The sequence below is a fragment of the Gordonia caeni genome (genome assembly GCF_039537105.1).
Taxonomy (GTDB): domain Bacteria; phylum Actinomycetota; class Actinomycetes; order Mycobacteriales; family Mycobacteriaceae; genus Gordonia; species Gordonia caeni.
On sequence record NZ_BAAAZW010000005.1, the window covers coordinates 124,903 to 139,244 of the forward strand.

At 69.3% G+C, this 14,342-nt stretch carries 15 protein-coding genes; 10 read left to right on the plus strand and 5 right to left on the minus strand.

Annotated elements, in window-relative coordinates; translation table 11 throughout:
- Positions 1 to 12 precede the first annotated feature (12 nt).
- Together ABD732_RS09560 and ABD732_RS09565 are read right to left on the minus strand one after the other, a co-directional pair.
- Positions 13 to 1,395, minus strand: a complete 1,383-nt coding sequence (locus ABD732_RS09560) for a WS/DGAT/MGAT family O-acyltransferase (protein WP_344783021.1) — start codon at positions 1,393 to 1,395, stop codon at positions 13 to 15.
- A gap of 53 nt (positions 1,396 to 1,448) precedes the next feature.
- Positions 1,449 to 2,903, minus strand: coding sequence for an MFS transporter (locus ABD732_RS09565; protein WP_344783023.1), 1,455 nt, complete (start codon positions 2,901 to 2,903; stop codon positions 1,449 to 1,451).
- 98 nt (positions 2,904 to 3,001) lie between these two features.
- Here ABD732_RS09565 and ABD732_RS09570 point away from each other — a divergent pair, with 98 nt between their 5' ends.
- Positions 3,002 to 3,877, plus strand: a complete 876-nt coding sequence (locus ABD732_RS09570) for a tyrosine recombinase XerC (RefSeq protein ID WP_344783025.1) — start codon at positions 3,002 to 3,004, stop codon at positions 3,875 to 3,877.
- Here ABD732_RS09570 and ABD732_RS09575 read toward each other — a convergent pair.
- Complete coding sequence (locus ABD732_RS09575) at positions 3,862 to 4,398, minus strand: M23 family metallopeptidase (protein WP_344783027.1); 537 nt, start codon at positions 4,396 to 4,398, stop codon at positions 3,862 to 3,864. The two genes, ABD732_RS09570 and ABD732_RS09575, sit on opposite strands and share 16 nt — an antisense overlap.
- Before the next feature lie 249 nt (positions 4,399 to 4,647).
- On the opposite strand from ABD732_RS09575, the gene rpsB reads away from it, so the two are divergent.
- The 5 genes from rpsB to ABD732_RS09600 all read left to right on the plus strand — a co-directional run bounded on the left by rpsB (position 4,648) and on the right by ABD732_RS09600 (position 8,790).
- Positions 4,648 to 5,535 carry a 30S ribosomal protein S2 gene (rpsB, locus tag ABD732_RS09580; RefSeq protein WP_344783029.1) on the plus strand — a complete coding sequence of 296 codons (888 nt, stop codon included), beginning with the start codon at positions 4,648 to 4,650 and terminating at the stop codon, positions 5,533 to 5,535.
- Positions 5,536 to 5,592: 57 nt separating this feature from the next.
- A complete protein-coding gene (gene tsf / locus ABD732_RS09585) occupies positions 5,593 to 6,417 on the plus strand; it encodes a translation elongation factor Ts (protein WP_344783032.1) in 825 nt (274 codons plus the stop codon).
- A gap of 186 nt (positions 6,418 to 6,603) precedes the next feature.
- Positions 6,604 to 7,341 carry a UMP kinase gene (pyrH, locus tag ABD732_RS09590; RefSeq protein WP_344783034.1) on the plus strand — a complete coding sequence of 246 codons (738 nt, stop codon included), beginning with the start codon at positions 6,604 to 6,606 and terminating at the stop codon, positions 7,339 to 7,341.
- Between the two features lie 52 nt (positions 7,342 to 7,393).
- Positions 7,394 to 7,951: a ribosome recycling factor gene (gene frr / locus ABD732_RS09595; RefSeq protein ID WP_344783036.1), complete on the plus strand. Its 558-nt coding sequence runs from the start codon at positions 7,394 to 7,396 to the stop codon at positions 7,949 to 7,951.
- On the plus strand, positions 7,948 to 8,790 hold the full coding sequence (locus ABD732_RS09600) for a phosphatidate cytidylyltransferase (RefSeq protein ID WP_344783038.1): 843 nt from the start codon (positions 7,948 to 7,950) through the stop codon (positions 8,788 to 8,790). Before frr ends, ABD732_RS09600 begins: the two co-directional genes overlap by 4 nt.
- A 12-nt stretch (positions 8,791 to 8,802) precedes the next feature.
- Here ABD732_RS09600 and ABD732_RS09605 read toward each other — a convergent pair whose 3' ends face one another.
- Positions 8,803 to 9,198: a LapA family protein gene (locus ABD732_RS09605; RefSeq protein ID WP_344783040.1), complete on the minus strand. Its 396-nt coding sequence runs from the start codon at positions 9,196 to 9,198 to the stop codon at positions 8,803 to 8,805.
- Between the two features lie 31 nt (positions 9,199 to 9,229).
- Between ABD732_RS09605 and rlmN the strand changes: the two genes are divergently transcribed.
- Positions 9,230 to 10,336 carry a dual-specificity RNA methyltransferase RlmN gene (rlmN, locus tag ABD732_RS09610; RefSeq protein WP_344783042.1) on the plus strand — a complete coding sequence of 369 codons (1,107 nt, stop codon included), beginning with the start codon at positions 9,230 to 9,232 and terminating at the stop codon, positions 10,334 to 10,336.
- Between the two features lie 13 nt (positions 10,337 to 10,349).
- Here the strand turns inward: rlmN and ABD732_RS09615 are convergent, their stop codons facing one another.
- Positions 10,350 to 10,616 carry a DUF2631 domain-containing protein gene (locus ABD732_RS09615; RefSeq protein ID WP_344783044.1) on the minus strand — a complete coding sequence of 89 codons (267 nt, stop codon included), beginning with the start codon at positions 10,614 to 10,616 and terminating at the stop codon, positions 10,350 to 10,352.
- Between the two features lie 97 nt (positions 10,617 to 10,713).
- On the opposite strand from ABD732_RS09615, the gene dxr reads away from it, so the two are divergent.
- Genes dxr through ispG form a run of 3 tightly spaced genes read left to right on the plus strand, consistent with a single transcriptional unit; the run spans position 10,714 to position 14,317 of the window.
- A complete protein-coding gene (gene dxr / locus ABD732_RS09620; protein WP_344783046.1) occupies positions 10,714 to 11,889 on the plus strand; it encodes a 1-deoxy-D-xylulose-5-phosphate reductoisomerase in 1,176 nt (391 codons plus the stop codon).
- A gap of 31 nt (positions 11,890 to 11,920) precedes the next feature.
- The gene (locus ABD732_RS09625) at positions 11,921 to 13,129 is read left to right on the plus strand and encodes a M50 family metallopeptidase (protein ID WP_344783048.1); all 1,209 of its coding nucleotides are present in this window, start codon (positions 11,921 to 11,923) and stop codon (positions 13,127 to 13,129) included.
- Positions 13,130 to 13,165: 36 nt separating this feature from the next.
- The gene (gene ispG / locus ABD732_RS09630) at positions 13,166 to 14,317 is read left to right on the plus strand and encodes a flavodoxin-dependent (E)-4-hydroxy-3-methylbut-2-enyl-diphosphate synthase (RefSeq protein WP_344783050.1); all 1,152 of its coding nucleotides are present in this window, start codon (positions 13,166 to 13,168) and stop codon (positions 14,315 to 14,317) included.
- Positions 14,318 to 14,342 lie beyond the last annotated feature (25 nt).

The following is a 14,342-nucleotide window of genomic DNA, read 5'->3' on the forward strand; positions in this document are numbered from 1 at the left end:
CCTCGCGCCGGATCAGGTCCCGGAGTCGGTGGTCTCGTCGTCGGCCGGCTCCGCGGCGGCGATCTCGGCCGCTTCGAGCAGTTCGGCGCACGCGTCGCGCGTGTAGTCGGCGAGCCGTTGGAGATGCGGCAACGTGTCTCGGCAGCCGACGATCCCCAGGGTCACCTTGTCGGCATAGCCGACGAGGGTGATGTTGAGGGCGTAGCCGTCGACGAGAAACGAGATCGGCACCAGCGTCTGCAGTTCGGCGCCGAGCAGATAGAGCTTCTCCTTGCTGAGCACCACGTTCGACACCGTGAGGTTGAAGAGCGTGGGGATCTTCGAGGCGAGCCCGGAGTGCTGGGCCAGCATCAGTGGTGACAGTCCGATCAAGGCGAAGAAGTCCTGCGCGGTGCGGCTCAGTGCGTCGATGTCCTGTTTCCCGCGGCGGGTGTGCGCGGCCACCGTGTGCACGCGCTGCACCGGATCGGCGATGTCGGTGCCGAGTGGGGTGACGAACCCGGTGGCCGCGTTACGCGTCTGTTCCTCGCGCGTCAGGCCGATCGGCACCGACGCCGTCAGAGACGAATCGGGCAGCGCGTCCAGGTCGAGCAGATAGCGGCGCACCGCACCGCCGGCGACGGTCAGCACGACGTCGTTCACCTTGGTCCCGGTGAGCGACGCGATACGCCGCAAGGTGTCGACATCGAGGCTCTCGACGGCGACGCGGCGGTGCGGGCCGAGACGTCCGTTGAACAGCGAACCGGGGGTGCCGGCCGCCGTACGGACGACGCTGTTGGCGCCGAAGGTCATCCGGGCCAGCCGGTCGAACACCTCGACGCTGGCCACGGTGCCCTTCGCCACGCGCCGGGGGAGGATGGTCAGCTTCTCCAGCAAGCCCGGGTCCGGCGTCTCGTCCGGAGTGCCGGTGGGCAGGGTGCCGGAGGGATCGGTGCTCAGCCAGGAGGTGATGGTCTCCACCGCGGCCCCGCCGTCGGTCGCACAGTGGTGGGCTTTGAAATAGAAGGCGAAACGGTTGTCCGACAGACCTTCGATCACGTGCGCTTCCCAGACCGGGCGGGTCAGGTCGAGGGGCCGCGAATGCAGGAACTCGACGAGCGTGCCGAGCTCCGCTTCGCCGCCGGGCGACGGCAGAGCCGCGAACCGGACGTGATAGCTCGGGTCCGGCGTCGTCTTCTTCCAGTACGCGGCATCGGCGATCGGCAGGTCGGCGATCTTGCTGTCGTACGGGAACGGCAGATAGGCCATCGCGGAGAACAACTCGTAGATCTCGCGCACGAACTCGCTGCCGGCGCCGTCGGGAAGCTTGAAGATCGCCAGGGCGCCGATGTGCATGGGCGTCCGTGCGGACTCCATCCGAAGCATGGCGTGATCGACAGGACTGAGCAGCTTCATTCTTCGCATCGTAGGGGGCGACCGCAGATCGATTCCGGGGTTTGCCGTGGGCGCTAGACGATCGGCTCCTCGTCGATCCGGCGCCCACGCGGGACGGCCAGCGCAGTACCGGCCGACACCAGGCACGCCAGGAGCGCGATCCCCGAGGCCCACAGGTAGGCGGTCGAGGTGGGAACCGGCGTGGGCGCCCCGTCCGGGCCGGCGACGACGGCGATCGACGCGGCCAGGATCATGCCGACCACGGCGGTGGCCGTCGACGTGCCGACCGAGCGCATCAGGGCGTTGACCCCGTTGGCTTCGCCGGTGTGCGAGACGGGCACCCAGGCCATGATCAGCGCCGGCATCGCCGAGTAGGCCACGCCCAGGCCGCCGCCGACCAGGAGGTTGATGATCAGCAGCCACAGCCAGGTGCCCGTCCAGGGCCCGGCGATCATCACCAGCAGCATCGCGTAGCCGACGCCGATCACCAGCCCGCCCAGCGCCAGCGAGATGCGCGCGCCGAAGCGGGTGGTCAGAGCAGCCGAGAGGTACGAGCACGCGAACATCACCAGGCCGGCGGGCATCAGCACCATCGACGCCCACACCATCGACAGCCCCATGCCGACGCTGCCGGCGTCCATCGCCGAGGTCGGCGCCATCAGCAGCTGAATCGGGATCATCTGCATGGCGTAGAAGGCGTACCCGGTGGTCACCGAGGCGATGTTGGTCAGCAGCACCGGCCGCTGGATGTTGAGCTGCAGGTTCACCAGCGGATTGCGGTGCCGCCGTTCCCAGCGCCACCACAGTTGCGAGGTCACCACGAAGACGGCGAACAGCCCGAGCGTCAGCGGACTGGTCCAGCCCCACACCCCGCCTTTCGACAGCGGAAGCAGAATGCTGACCATCAGCACGGTGAGGCCCACGGCGCCGACGGCGTCGAAACGACCGCCGGTGGCCACCCCGCGGACCGGAACGGTGAGGAGCACCGCGACCATGGCGCCGGCCGCGAGTGCCGCGCACACCCAGAACAGCGCATGCCAGCTCACCTGCTGGGCGATGGCCGCGGCGAACGGCAGCCCGAATGCGCCGCCCACACCGAGGGAGGCGCTCATCGCACCCACCGAGGAGCCGAGGCGCTCGGTCGGCACGATGTCGCGCATCAGGGAGATGCCCACCGCGATGGTGCCGAAGCCGACACCCTGCAGTGCACGGCCGACGAGGAAGAACACCAGGCCGGGGGCCAGGGCGCAGACCACGGACCCGATCGCCACCGCCGCCATGCTGGCGACGAGGACCGTCCGCTTGCCGAACATGTCGCCCAGCCGCCCGGAGATCGGGGTCACCACGGCCCCGACCAGCAGGGTGATGGTCAACGCCCACGAGGCATTGGTCGCGGTGGTGTTCAGGAGGGCGGGCAGCAACGGGATCAGCGGCACGATGATCGTCTGCATCAGCGCGACGACGATGCCGGCGGCGCACAGGACGGCGACCGCCAGGCGCGGGTGGTGTTCGGGCGGGGAAGTGGTCAACAGAACATTTCGACGATGGCGGGATCACACTGAGCGCCGGGAGAGTGAGCGCTCGCTCCTGCACCGTATAGGCCGCCGGCGGCCATAGACTGGCCGGTATGGCCGAGGTGCTCGAGAGGTTCGCCGAATACCTGCGCTTCGAGAAGGGGTGCAGCGAGCACACCGTGCGTGCCTACACCGGCGACGTCCGGGGACTGATCACCTTCGCCGGCACTCGCGGGACGGAAGTCGCCGACATCGATCTCTCGCTGCTGCGGGCCTGGCTGGCCGAGCAGACCCGCCGCGGGGCGGCGCGGACCACCGTCGCCCGCCAGGTGTCGTCGGCCAAGACGTTCGGCGCGTGGGCGGTGCGCGAACAGGTGATGGCGACCGATCCGGCGGCGCGGCTGCAGGCGCCGAAGGCGCACCGCGTGCTGCCCGGCGTGCTCGACCCCGGGCAGGCGGCGCGCGCCGCGGAGGTGGCCGGAGACGAGCCGGTGGATCTGCGGGACGCGTTGATCGTGGAACTGCTGTACTCGTGCGGCATTCGGGTGGGCGAGCTGTGCGGCCTCGACCTGGCCGATGTGGACGCCGACCGCCGGGTGCTCCGCGTGATCGGCAAGGGCGACAAACAGCGTGCCGTGCCCTACGGGGCACCGGCCGCTCGGGCCGTCGCCGACTGGCTGGCACGGGGCCGGCCCGCCCTGGCCACCGCGGCCTCCGGGGAGGCGCTCCTGCTGGGAGTGCGCGGCGGTCGGCTCGATCAGCGGATGGCGCGCACCGTGGTCCACCGGGCCACCGCCGCACAGGGAACCGACGTCGGCCCGCACGGTCTGCGACACAGCGCGGCCACCCACCTGCTGGAGGGCGGTGCGGATCTGCGGGTGGTGCAGGAACTCCTCGGCCACTCCTCGCTGGCGACGACGCAGCTGTACACCCACGTCAGCGTCGAACGGCTGCGAGCGGTGCACGATCAGGCTCATCCACGGGCCTGATCGGGCCAGGCCCCGACCGGTTTGAGCCGGACCCGGAGGGCACCGACCAGCGCCAGTGGATTGAGATAGGTCGCCGTCCGGTCCGAACCGCGGCGGGCGCCCCAATGCAGGCACGCGGCGACGGTGCACCCAGGGTGCCCGGCGTCGAGGTAGCCCAGCACCTGACCGCGGCTCACCGTCTCACCGGCCCGTACTACCGCCCGCACCGGTTCGTAGGTGGTGGCGATCCCGTCGGGGTGGAGCACCGCGACGGTCGGCCGCCCGGCCACCGTGCCGGCGAACCGGACGGTGCCGGCGCCCGCGGAGATCACCGCCGCATCGCCGGCGGCGCCCAGGTCCACACCGCGGTGCCCGGCGAGCCAGCGCTGAGCGGGTGGATCGAAGGCCCGCACCACCGCCGGCCGGGGTGCCAACGGCCAGTCGTAGCGGCCGCGCGCGGGGGCCGGCGTCGGGAACGCGGCGGGCTGGACCAGCACCAGCGCGCAGGCGACGGCGACGGTCCGGCGCGCGGCAGATCTCATACAGGTCAGACGCGCGGGCGGGCGATCGGGATCCGGTTTTGATTCCCGGGCGTGTCGGCGCGTAGTGTTGAGGACTGCATCTCGCCGGACCTCCGGAGAGGTGACTTCGCGCGTTCGCACGTCCGGTCTCACGGCCGGACACCACGACCGGATCTCACGGTCCCGGGCCATTCCCCGGGCAGGTCCGGCGGCGGGCGCCAGGATCGGCCGCCGCCCGGCGACCGATGTAACCGACACAAAGGAATACCCATGGCAGTCGTGACCATGCGGCAGCTGCTCGACAGCGGCGCGCATTTCGGACACCAGACCCGTCGCTGGAACCCGAAGATGAAGCGTTTCATCTTCACCGACCGCAACGGCATCTACATCATCGATCTGCAGCAGACGCTGACCTACATCGATCGCGCCTACGAGTTCGTCAAGGAGACCGTCGCCCACGGCGGCACCGTCCTGTTCGTCGGCACCAAGAAGCAGGCCCAGGAGTCCATCGCCGCCGAGGCGACCCGCGTCGGCATGCCGTACGTGAACCAGCGCTGGCTCGGTGGCATGCTCACCAACTTCCAGACCGTCCACAAGCGCCTTCAGCGGATGAAGGAGCTCGAGGCCATGGAGCAGACCGGCGGCTTCGAGGGACGCACCAAGAAGGAAATCCTCATGCTGACGCGTGAGAAGAACAAGCTCGAGCGCACCCTCGGCGGCATCCGCGACATGGGCAAGGTGCCCTCGGCCCTCTGGGTGGTCGACACCAACAAGGAGCACATCGCCGTCGGCGAGGCCCGCAAGCTCAACATCCCGGTCATCGCGATCCTGGACACCAACTGCGACCCGGATCTGGTGGACTACCCGATCCCGGCGAACGACGACGCCATCCGCAGCACCGCGCTGCTGACCCGCGTCATCGCCTCCGCCGTCGCCGAGGGCGTGCAGGCGCGTGCCGGCCAGGGCAGTGGTGACACCAAGCCCGAGGGCGGCGCCGAGCCGCTCGCCGAGTGGGAGCAGGATCTGCTGGCCACCCCCGAGGTGGTCGTCGACGAGGCCGTCGCCGAGGCGGCTACCGAGGCACCGGCTACTGAGGCGCCGGCTGCTGAGGCACCGGCTGCTGAGGCACCGGCCGCGGAGGCCCCGGCCGAGCAGTGACCGGCGCCGGCCGTTCCATCCGACCCACACCACTTCTTTCGAAGGGAGTCGCCACCCATGGCGAACTACACCGCGGCGGACGTCAAGCGTCTGCGCGAACTGACCGGCTCGGGCATGCTCGACTGCAAGAATGCCCTGGCCAACAACGACGGTGATTTCGACAAGGCCGTCGAGGAACTGCGGATCAAGGGCGCCAAGGACGTCGGCAAGCGCGCTGAGCGCGCCACCGCCGAGGGCCTGGTGGCCGCGCGCGACGGCGTCATGATCGAGCTCAACGCCGAGACCGACTTCGTCGCCAAGAACGCCGAGTTCCAGCAGCTGGCCGAGGACGTGCTCGGCGCGGCCGTCGCGCAGCGCACCGACGACATCGACGCGCTGAACGCCGCCCCGCTGGGCGACGGCACCGTGGCCGACGCCGTCGAGGCGCTGTCGGCGAAGATCGGCGAGAAGCTGGTCCTGCGTCGCGTCGCCGCCTACGACGGCCCGGTGGCCGTCTACCTGCACAAGCGTGCATCGGACCTGCCGCCGTCGGTCGGCGTGCTGGTCTCGTACACCGGTGACGGCGATGCCGCGGCCGAGGCCGCGCGCGGCGCCGCCATGCAGGTGGCCGCCCTCCGCGCCAAGTACGCCAGCCGCGACGAGGTGCCCGCCGATGTGGTGGAGAACGAGCGCCGCATCGCCGAGGAGACCGCCAAGGCCGAAGGCAAGCCCGAGCAGGCGCTGCCGAAGATCGTCGAGGGACGCGTCAACGGCTTCTACAAGGACGTCGTCCTGGTGGATCAGGCGTCGGTCACCGACTCCAAGAAGACCGTCAAGGCCATCCTGGACGAGGCCGGCGCCACCGTCGTCGCGTTCACCCGCTTCGAGGTCGGCCAGGCCTGACCGGCTTCGGCTGACACGCAGGCCACGACGGCCCGGAACTCCCACTGCGGGAGCTCCGGGCCGTCGTGCATCCGCGGGTCGGCACACCGGTCGGTATCGGCCGGGTGGGTTCTTCTAAGATGGGTGAGATCGATTCCGGCGGGGCGGACGGCCCCGCCGGAACCAAGCTCGAGGTGAAGAGGGTTCATGAGTTCTGAGTCCCCGGTCAATGCGCCCCGGGAGGGTTTCAGCAGGGTGCTGCTGAAACTGGGCGGTGAGATGTTCGGCGGCGGCTCGGTGGGGCTCGACCCCGACGTGCTGGGCACGGTGGCCGATCAGATCGCCGAGGTGGTGGCCGGCGGTGTGCAGGTGGGCATCGTGATCGGCGGCGGCAACTTCTTCCGCGGCGCGGAACTGCAGCAGCGCGGACTGGACCGGGCCCGCTCGGACTACATGGGCATGCTCGGCACCGTCATGAACTGCCTCGCTCTGCAGGACTTCCTGGAGAAGCGCGGCATCGACACGCGCGTCCAGACGGCCATCACCATGGGGCAGGTGGCCGAGCCCTATCTGCCGCTGCGTGCCGTCCGGCACCTGGAGAAGGGGCGCGTGGTGATCTTCGGCGCCGGCATGGGCATGCCGTACTTCTCCACCGACACCACCGCGGCGCAGCGCGCCCTGGAGATCAAGGCCGAAGCGGTCCTGATGGCGAAGGCCGTCGACGGCGTGTACTCGGCCGACCCCCGCGTCGATCCGGACGCCGAGCTGTACCGCGAGATCACCCACCGGCAGGTCCTGGACCGGGAACTCAAGGTGGCCGACGCGACCGCCTTCTCGCTCTGCATGGACAACAACATGCCGATTCTGGTGTTCAATCTTCTGGAACGGGGAAACATCGCCCGCGCAGTCGCGGGGGAGACCATCGGCACGCTGGTCGCCTCCTGACCGGCCGACCCCCGACCGCCAACCAGCAACCACACTCAGCGATAGGACGACGATGATCGACGAAGCTCTGCTCGATGCCGAGGAGAAGATGGAGAAGGCGGTCGAGCACCTGCGCGACGACATGGCCTCCATCCGCACCGGCCGAGCCAACCCGGCGATGTTCAACAAGATCATGATCGAGTACTACGGTGCGATGACCCCGATCACCCAGGTGTCGAGCATCAACGCCCCGGAGCCCCGGATGATCGTGATCAAGCCCTACGAGCAGGCGATCATGAACGACATCGAGACCGCGATCCGCAACTCGGACCTGGGAGTCAACCCCACCGACGACGGCACCGTGATCCGCGTGTCGATCCCACAGCTCACCGAAGAGCGCCGCCGCGACCTGGGCAAGCAGGCGCGCAGCAAGGGCGAGGACGCCAAGATCGCCGTCCGCAACGTCCGCCGCAAGGCCGTCGACGAACTCAAGCGCATCCAGAAGGACGGCGAGGCCGGTGAGGACGAGGTGGTCCGCGCCGAGAAGGAACTGGACAAGACCACCCACGTCTACACCGACCAGATCGACGAGCTGGTGAAGAACAAGGAAGCCGAGCTGCTGGAAGTATGACCGCCGATACGCAGCCGAAGGCCTCCCGGGCCGGCCGGAACCTCCCCGCCGCGATCGCGGTGGGGCTGGCGCTGGGCGTCGGCCTGATCCTGGTTCTGGCGTACGTTCCGCGCGTCTGGTTCGCGATCGTGGCCGTGGCGATCGGCATCGCGACCTGGGAGGTCGCCAAGCGGCTGCGTGAGGGCGACCGTCGGGTCGCGCTGATTCCGCTACTGGTGGGCGGACAGGCGGCCATCTGGGTGACGTGGCCGTGGGGGCCGCTGGGCGGTTTCGTCGCCATCGCGATCACCGTGCTGGTGATCCTGGCGTGGAAGCTGTTCGCGCAGGGGCTCACCGAGGCTCCCCACGAATACACGCGCGACGTCGCGCTGTCGCTGATGGTGCTGTGCTGGCTGCCGCTGATGGCGATCTTCGCCGTCGACATGGTGCAGCAGCACGAGGGCCGCTACCGGGTCTTCACCTTCCTGATCGTCCTGGTCTGCTCGGACGTCGGCGGATTCGCCGCGGGCGTGCTGTTCGGCAAGCATCCGATGGTGCCGGCCATCAGCCCGAAGAAGTCGTGGGAGGGGCTCGGCGGTTCGCTGGTCGTCGCCACGGCGGGCGCGGTGGCCTGCGTCCACTGGCTGCTGGGCACCCACTGGTGGATCGGCCTGATCCTGGGACCGGTGCTGGTGATCGTCGGCACCTGCGGCGATCTGGTGGAGTCGCAGATCAAGCGTGACCTCGGCATCAAGGACATGGGGACGCTGCTGCCCGGCCACGGCGGCATCATGGACCGCCTGGACTCGTTGATCCCGGCCGCCCTGGTGACCTGGGGCATCCTGTCGGCTCTGCTGTAGCCGGTCGGGGCCCTACTTCTGGGCCGACTTGCGCGCCTTGTCGACCTTCCGCAGCGCGCGGCGCAACTCCATGATCCGCGCCGCGGTGACGGCCAGGGTGAGGATCGCGCCCAGCAGCGCGGCGATCAGCAGGCTGATGCCCACCGGCAGGTTCACCTTCCAGAAGACCAGGTCGATCTCCTGCGAATCCTGATTGCGGAGGATGAACACCAGCAGCAGGATCGCGACGACGACGCCGACGACCCAGGCGAAGTAGGTGGCCCGCGAGCGGGTGTGCTTCACCTTGCCCACCTCCCGCTTGGTGTCCGAGAGGGCTCTCCGTTCCCGCTCGCGGAGACCGTCGGTCACCGGAGGGGTGGTGGCCTGCGGTTCGGAGGGCTGGTCAGCGCTGGGTTCCGGGGTGCTCATTCGAGCATCATCGCATGAGACAATGGATCCCGTGAGCAGCCTTCCCCTTGTTTTCAACGCGCCCGCCCGCGGCAAGCCGCCGCGGCATTTCGCCGACCTCGACGAAGCGGCGCGGGTGGCGGCCGTGCAGGAACTGGGGCTGCCGAAGTTCCGGGCCAATCAGCTGGCCAAGCAGTACTACGGGCGGCTGAACTCCGATGCCGCGGAGATGACCGATCTGCCGGCGGCCATTCGCGAGGACGTGGGCGCCGCCCTGTTCCCGCCGCTGATGACGCCGGTGCGGCACGTCTCCTGCGACGACGACTCCACCCGCAAGACGCTGTGGCGCCTGCACGACGGCACCCTCCTCGAATCGGTCCTGATGCGCTACCCGGACCGCAACACCCTCTGCATCTCCTCGCAGGCCGGCTGCGGCATGGCGTGCCCGTTCTGCGCCACCGGCCAGGGCGGACTGGACCGGAACCTGTCCACCGCCGAGATCGTCGACCAGGTGCGGGCGGCCGCCCGGGCGCTGCGCGACGGCGACGTGGGCGAACCGGGCCGGCTGTCCAACATCGTCTTCATGGGGATGGGGGAGCCGCTGGCCAATTACAAGCGGGTGATCGATGCGGTCCGCAAGATCACCTCACCCGAGCCCAACGGCCTCGGGATCTCGGCCCGGTCGGTGACGGTCTCCACCGTCGGCCTGGCCCCGGCGATCCGGCGGCTCGCCGACGAGGGCATCCCGGTGACGTTGGCGGTGTCGTTGCACACCCCCGACGACGAACTCCGCGACACCCTGGTGCCGGTGAACAACCGGTGGAGCGTGGACGAGGTGCTCGAGGCCGCCCGCTACTACGCCGACACCACCGGACGACGGGTCTCGATCGAGTACGCGCTGATCCGGGACGTCAACGATCAGCCGTGGCGGGCCGACCTGCTGGGCAAGAAGCTGCGCGCGGCGCTGGGCCCGATGGTGCACGTGAATCTGATTCCACTTAACCCGACGCCGGGCTCGGAGTGGGATGCCAGCCCCAAGCCGGTCGAGCGGGAGTTCGTGCGGCGCGTGCAGGCGCAGGGCGTCTCGTGCACGGTCCGCGACACCCGCGGCCAGGAGATCGCGGCGGCCTGCGGGCAGCTGGCCGCCGAGGAGAACTGACCTCCGGTAGCGCCTAGTAGCGCTTCCAGGCGTTCTTGCGCGGGCGCATCTTGTAGATCGGGTACAGGCACAGCACGACGCCGAAGACGATCAGCCAGATGTCTTCCACGTGGCCGACGTGGTTGCCCACCAGCATGCCGAACATGATCAGGCCGCTGATGAACGACGCGATCGCATAGGTGCGGGGGGCGGTGCCGGACCAGCCGAAACGGGCGGACGGGGCCTCGGGGTCCTCGCGAACCCAGCCGGTATCGACGGTCTCGACCTCGGTGCTTGCCACAAGAACTCCTCGGGTTCGGCGATCGGTGTACGGCCACCGGTGTATGACGACCGGTAGTAGTCGGGGCTCAAGCATAACCCGGTCGCGGTGCGTCACAATGACCGGTGTGACGACACGTGTGTTGATCCTGGGTTCGACCGGTTCCATCGGGACGCAGGCCCTCGAGGTGATCGCTGAACATCCGGAACTGTTCGAGGTGGCCGGGCTCGGTGCCGGCGGCGGCAACCTGGACCTGCTGACCCGGCAGGCGGCCGAGTCCGGGTTGTCGGCGGGCCGGATCGCGGTGGCCGACGCCGAAGCGGCCGGGGTGCTCTCGGGCCGTCTGGACGGCCGGGTACTCGGCGGCGAGGACGCGATGGTCCGGCTGATCGAAGAGACCGGGGCCGACGTGGTGCTCAACGGGGTGGTCGGCGCCATCGGCCTGCGGCCGAGCCTCGCGGCCCTGCACAGCGGGGCGCGGCTGGCGCTGGCGAACAAGGAGTCGCTGGTCGCCGGTGGCGCGCTGGTGCTGGACGCCGCCGCGCCCGGTCAGATCGTGCCGGTGGACTCCGAGCATTCGGCCATCGCCCAGTGCCTGCGCGGCGGTTCGCCCGACGAGGTGGACCGCCTGGTGCTCACCGCCTCCGGCGGGCCCTTCCGCGGCTGGACGGCCGAGCAGGTGGCCGGGGTGACGCCCGAACAGGCCGGGCGGCATCCCACCTGGTCGATGGGTCCGATGATCACGCTGAACTCGGCGACCCTGGTGAACAAGGCGCTCGAGGTGATCGAGGCGCACCTGCTGTTCGGGGTGCCCTACGACCGGATCGACGTGACCGTGCACCCGCAATCCATCGTCCACTCGATGGTGACCTTCGTGGACGGTGCCACCATCGCGAAAGCCTCGCCGCCGTCGATGAAGCTGCCGATCGCCCTCGCCCTCGGCTGGCCGCACCGGGTGCCCGGCTCGTCGTCGTCCTGCGACTTCAGCCGGGCAGCGGAGTGGACCTTCGAGCCGGTCGACGAGACCGTCTTCCCGGCGATCTCCGTCGCGCGCCGGGCCGGGGAGGCCGGCGGCTGCCACACGGCGATCTACAACGCGGCGAACGAGGTGGCCGCCGCCGGTTTCTTCGCCGGTGCCGTCGGCTTCACCGACATCGTGGCGATCATCGCCGAGGTGCTCGCGCAGGCCGATCAGTGGTCGGCGCCGCCGGGTACTGTGGAAGACGTATTGGCTGCCGATCAGTGGGCGCGCGATCGCGCTGCCACGCTGGTCGCCGCTCGTTCCCCCAGGTAGTCGTCCCAGAAGTAAGGCAGGACCGGAGAAGGTGAGTTTCGCTCTCGGTGTGGTGCTCTTCGCGCTCGCCCTGCTGATCTCCATCGCGTGGCATGAGCTCGGTCACATGTGGGCCGCTCAGGCCACGGGGATGAAGGTGCGCCGCTACTTCGTCGGCTTCGGTCCCACGCTGTGGTCGACGCGGCGCGGGGAGACCGAGTACGGGGTCAAGGGCATCCCGCTCGGCGGCTTCTGCGACATCGCCGGCATGACCCCGCACGACGAACTCGCGGTCGAGGACCGCGAACGGGCCATGTACAAGCAGCCGACGTGGAAACGGCTCGTGGTGCTGTTCGCCGGGCCCGCCCAGAACTTCATCCTGGGCTTCGTCCTGGTGATCGTGGTGGGCCTGAGTTGGGGGCTGCCGATTCTCGGGGACCGCCCGGTGCACGCCACCACGGTGGGCTGCGTGGCTCCGGCCACCGACGACAAGGGCAGGCTGGTCGAGTGCTCCGGTCCCGGACCGGCGGTGGCCGCGGGGCTGGAGCCCGGCGACCAGATCCTGGCCGTGGACGGGCATACGGTCGCCGGTACGACCGACCTGATCATGCAGGTGCAGAAGTCGAGCGGGCAGGTGCACCTGACCGTGGAACGCGACGGCGCCCGCCAGGAGCTGACGGTCCCGGTGACCCAGGTCCAACGGATGACGGAGAACCCGGACGGCACGCTGTCGCCGGTGACCGTCGGCGCCATCGGCGTCGGCCTGAACGAGGAACGGACCAACCATTACAACGCGCTGACGGTGTGGGGCGGGGCGGTGAGCTTCACCGGCGACATGTTCACCGAGACCTACAAGGCGCTGATCAAGCTGCCGACCAAGATCGACAATCTGTGGACTGCGGTGACCGGCGGCGAACGCGACCCGGAGACCCCGATCAGCGTCTACGGCGCCTCGGTGATGGGCGGCCAGGTGGTCGAGCGCGGCTACTGGGACGTCTTCTTCCTCCTGCTGATCAGCGTCAATTTCTTCCTGGGCCTGTTCAACCTGGTGCCGCTGCTGCCGTTGGACGGCGGCCACATGGCGATCGCCCTCTACGAGAAGCTGCGCAACACGATCCGCCGCCTCTTCGGCAAGGCCGCGGCCGGACCCGTCGACTACTACAAGCTGCTGCCGCTGACGTATGCGGTGGTGGTGGTGATGGCCGGCTTCATGGTGCTGACTCTCACCGCCGACATCGTCAACCCCATTCAGATCTTCTGACGGCCGCCCGGCCGCGCAGAACGCAAGGAGCAAGACATGACCGCACCGATCGGACTCGGTATCCCGACCCCGCCGCCCGTCCTGGCCCCGCGACGGAAGACGCGTCAGCTGCAGGTCGGCTCGGTGGGCGTGGGCAGCGACTCGCCGATCTCGGTGCAGTCGATGTGCACCACCAAGACCCACGACGTGAATGCGACGCTGCAGCAGATCGCCGAGCTCACCGCCTCGGGATGCGACATCGTCCGGGTGGCCTGCCCGCGGCAGGAGGACGCCGACGCGCTGCCGGAGATCGCCCGCAAGGCGAACATCCCGGTGATCGCCGACATCCACTTCCAGCCGAAGTACATCTTCGCCGCCATCGACGCCGGCTGCGCCGCGGTGCGCGTGAACCCGGGCAACATCAAGGAGTTCGACGGCCGGGTCAAGGAGGTGGCCAAGGCCGCCGGTGACGCCGGCATTCCGATCCGTATCGGGGTCAACGCCGGTTCGCTGGATCCGCGGCTGATGAAGAAGTACGGCAAAGCCACCCCGGAGGCGCTCGTGGAGTCGGCACTGTGGGAGGCCGGCCTGTTCGAGGAGCACGGCTTCGGTGACATCAAGATCTCGGTGAAGCACAACGACCCGGTGATCATGGTGGAGGCCTACCGCCAGCTCGCCGCCCAGTGCGACTACCCGCTGCACCTGGGCGTCACCGAGGCGGGCCCGGCGTTCCAGGGCACCATCAAGTCGTCCGTCGCGTTCGGTGCGCTGCTGTCGGAGGGGATCGGCGACACCATCCGCGTCTCGCTGTCGGCGCCGCCGGCGGAGGAGATCAAGGTCGGCGACGCGATCCTGCAGTCGCTGAATCTGCGCCCGCGCAAGCTGGAGATCGTCTCGTGCCCGTCGTGCGGCCGGGCCCAGGTGGACGTGTACAAGCTGGCCAACGAGGTGACCGCCGGACTCGACGGTCTGGAGGTGCCGCTGCGGGTGGCCGTGATGGGCTGCGTGGTGAACGGCCCGGGCGAGGCCCGCGAAGCCGACCTCGGGGTGGCCTCCGGCAACGGCAAGGGACAGATCTTCGTCAAGGGCGAAGTGATCAAGACGGTGCCCGAGGCGCTGATCGTGGAGACCTTGATCGAAGAAGCGATGCGTATCGCCGGTGAATCGGGGGACACTGGAGAAGGCAACCCGGTGGTGACGGTCGGCTGATCGTCGCCGGGGCGCCGGAGACGAC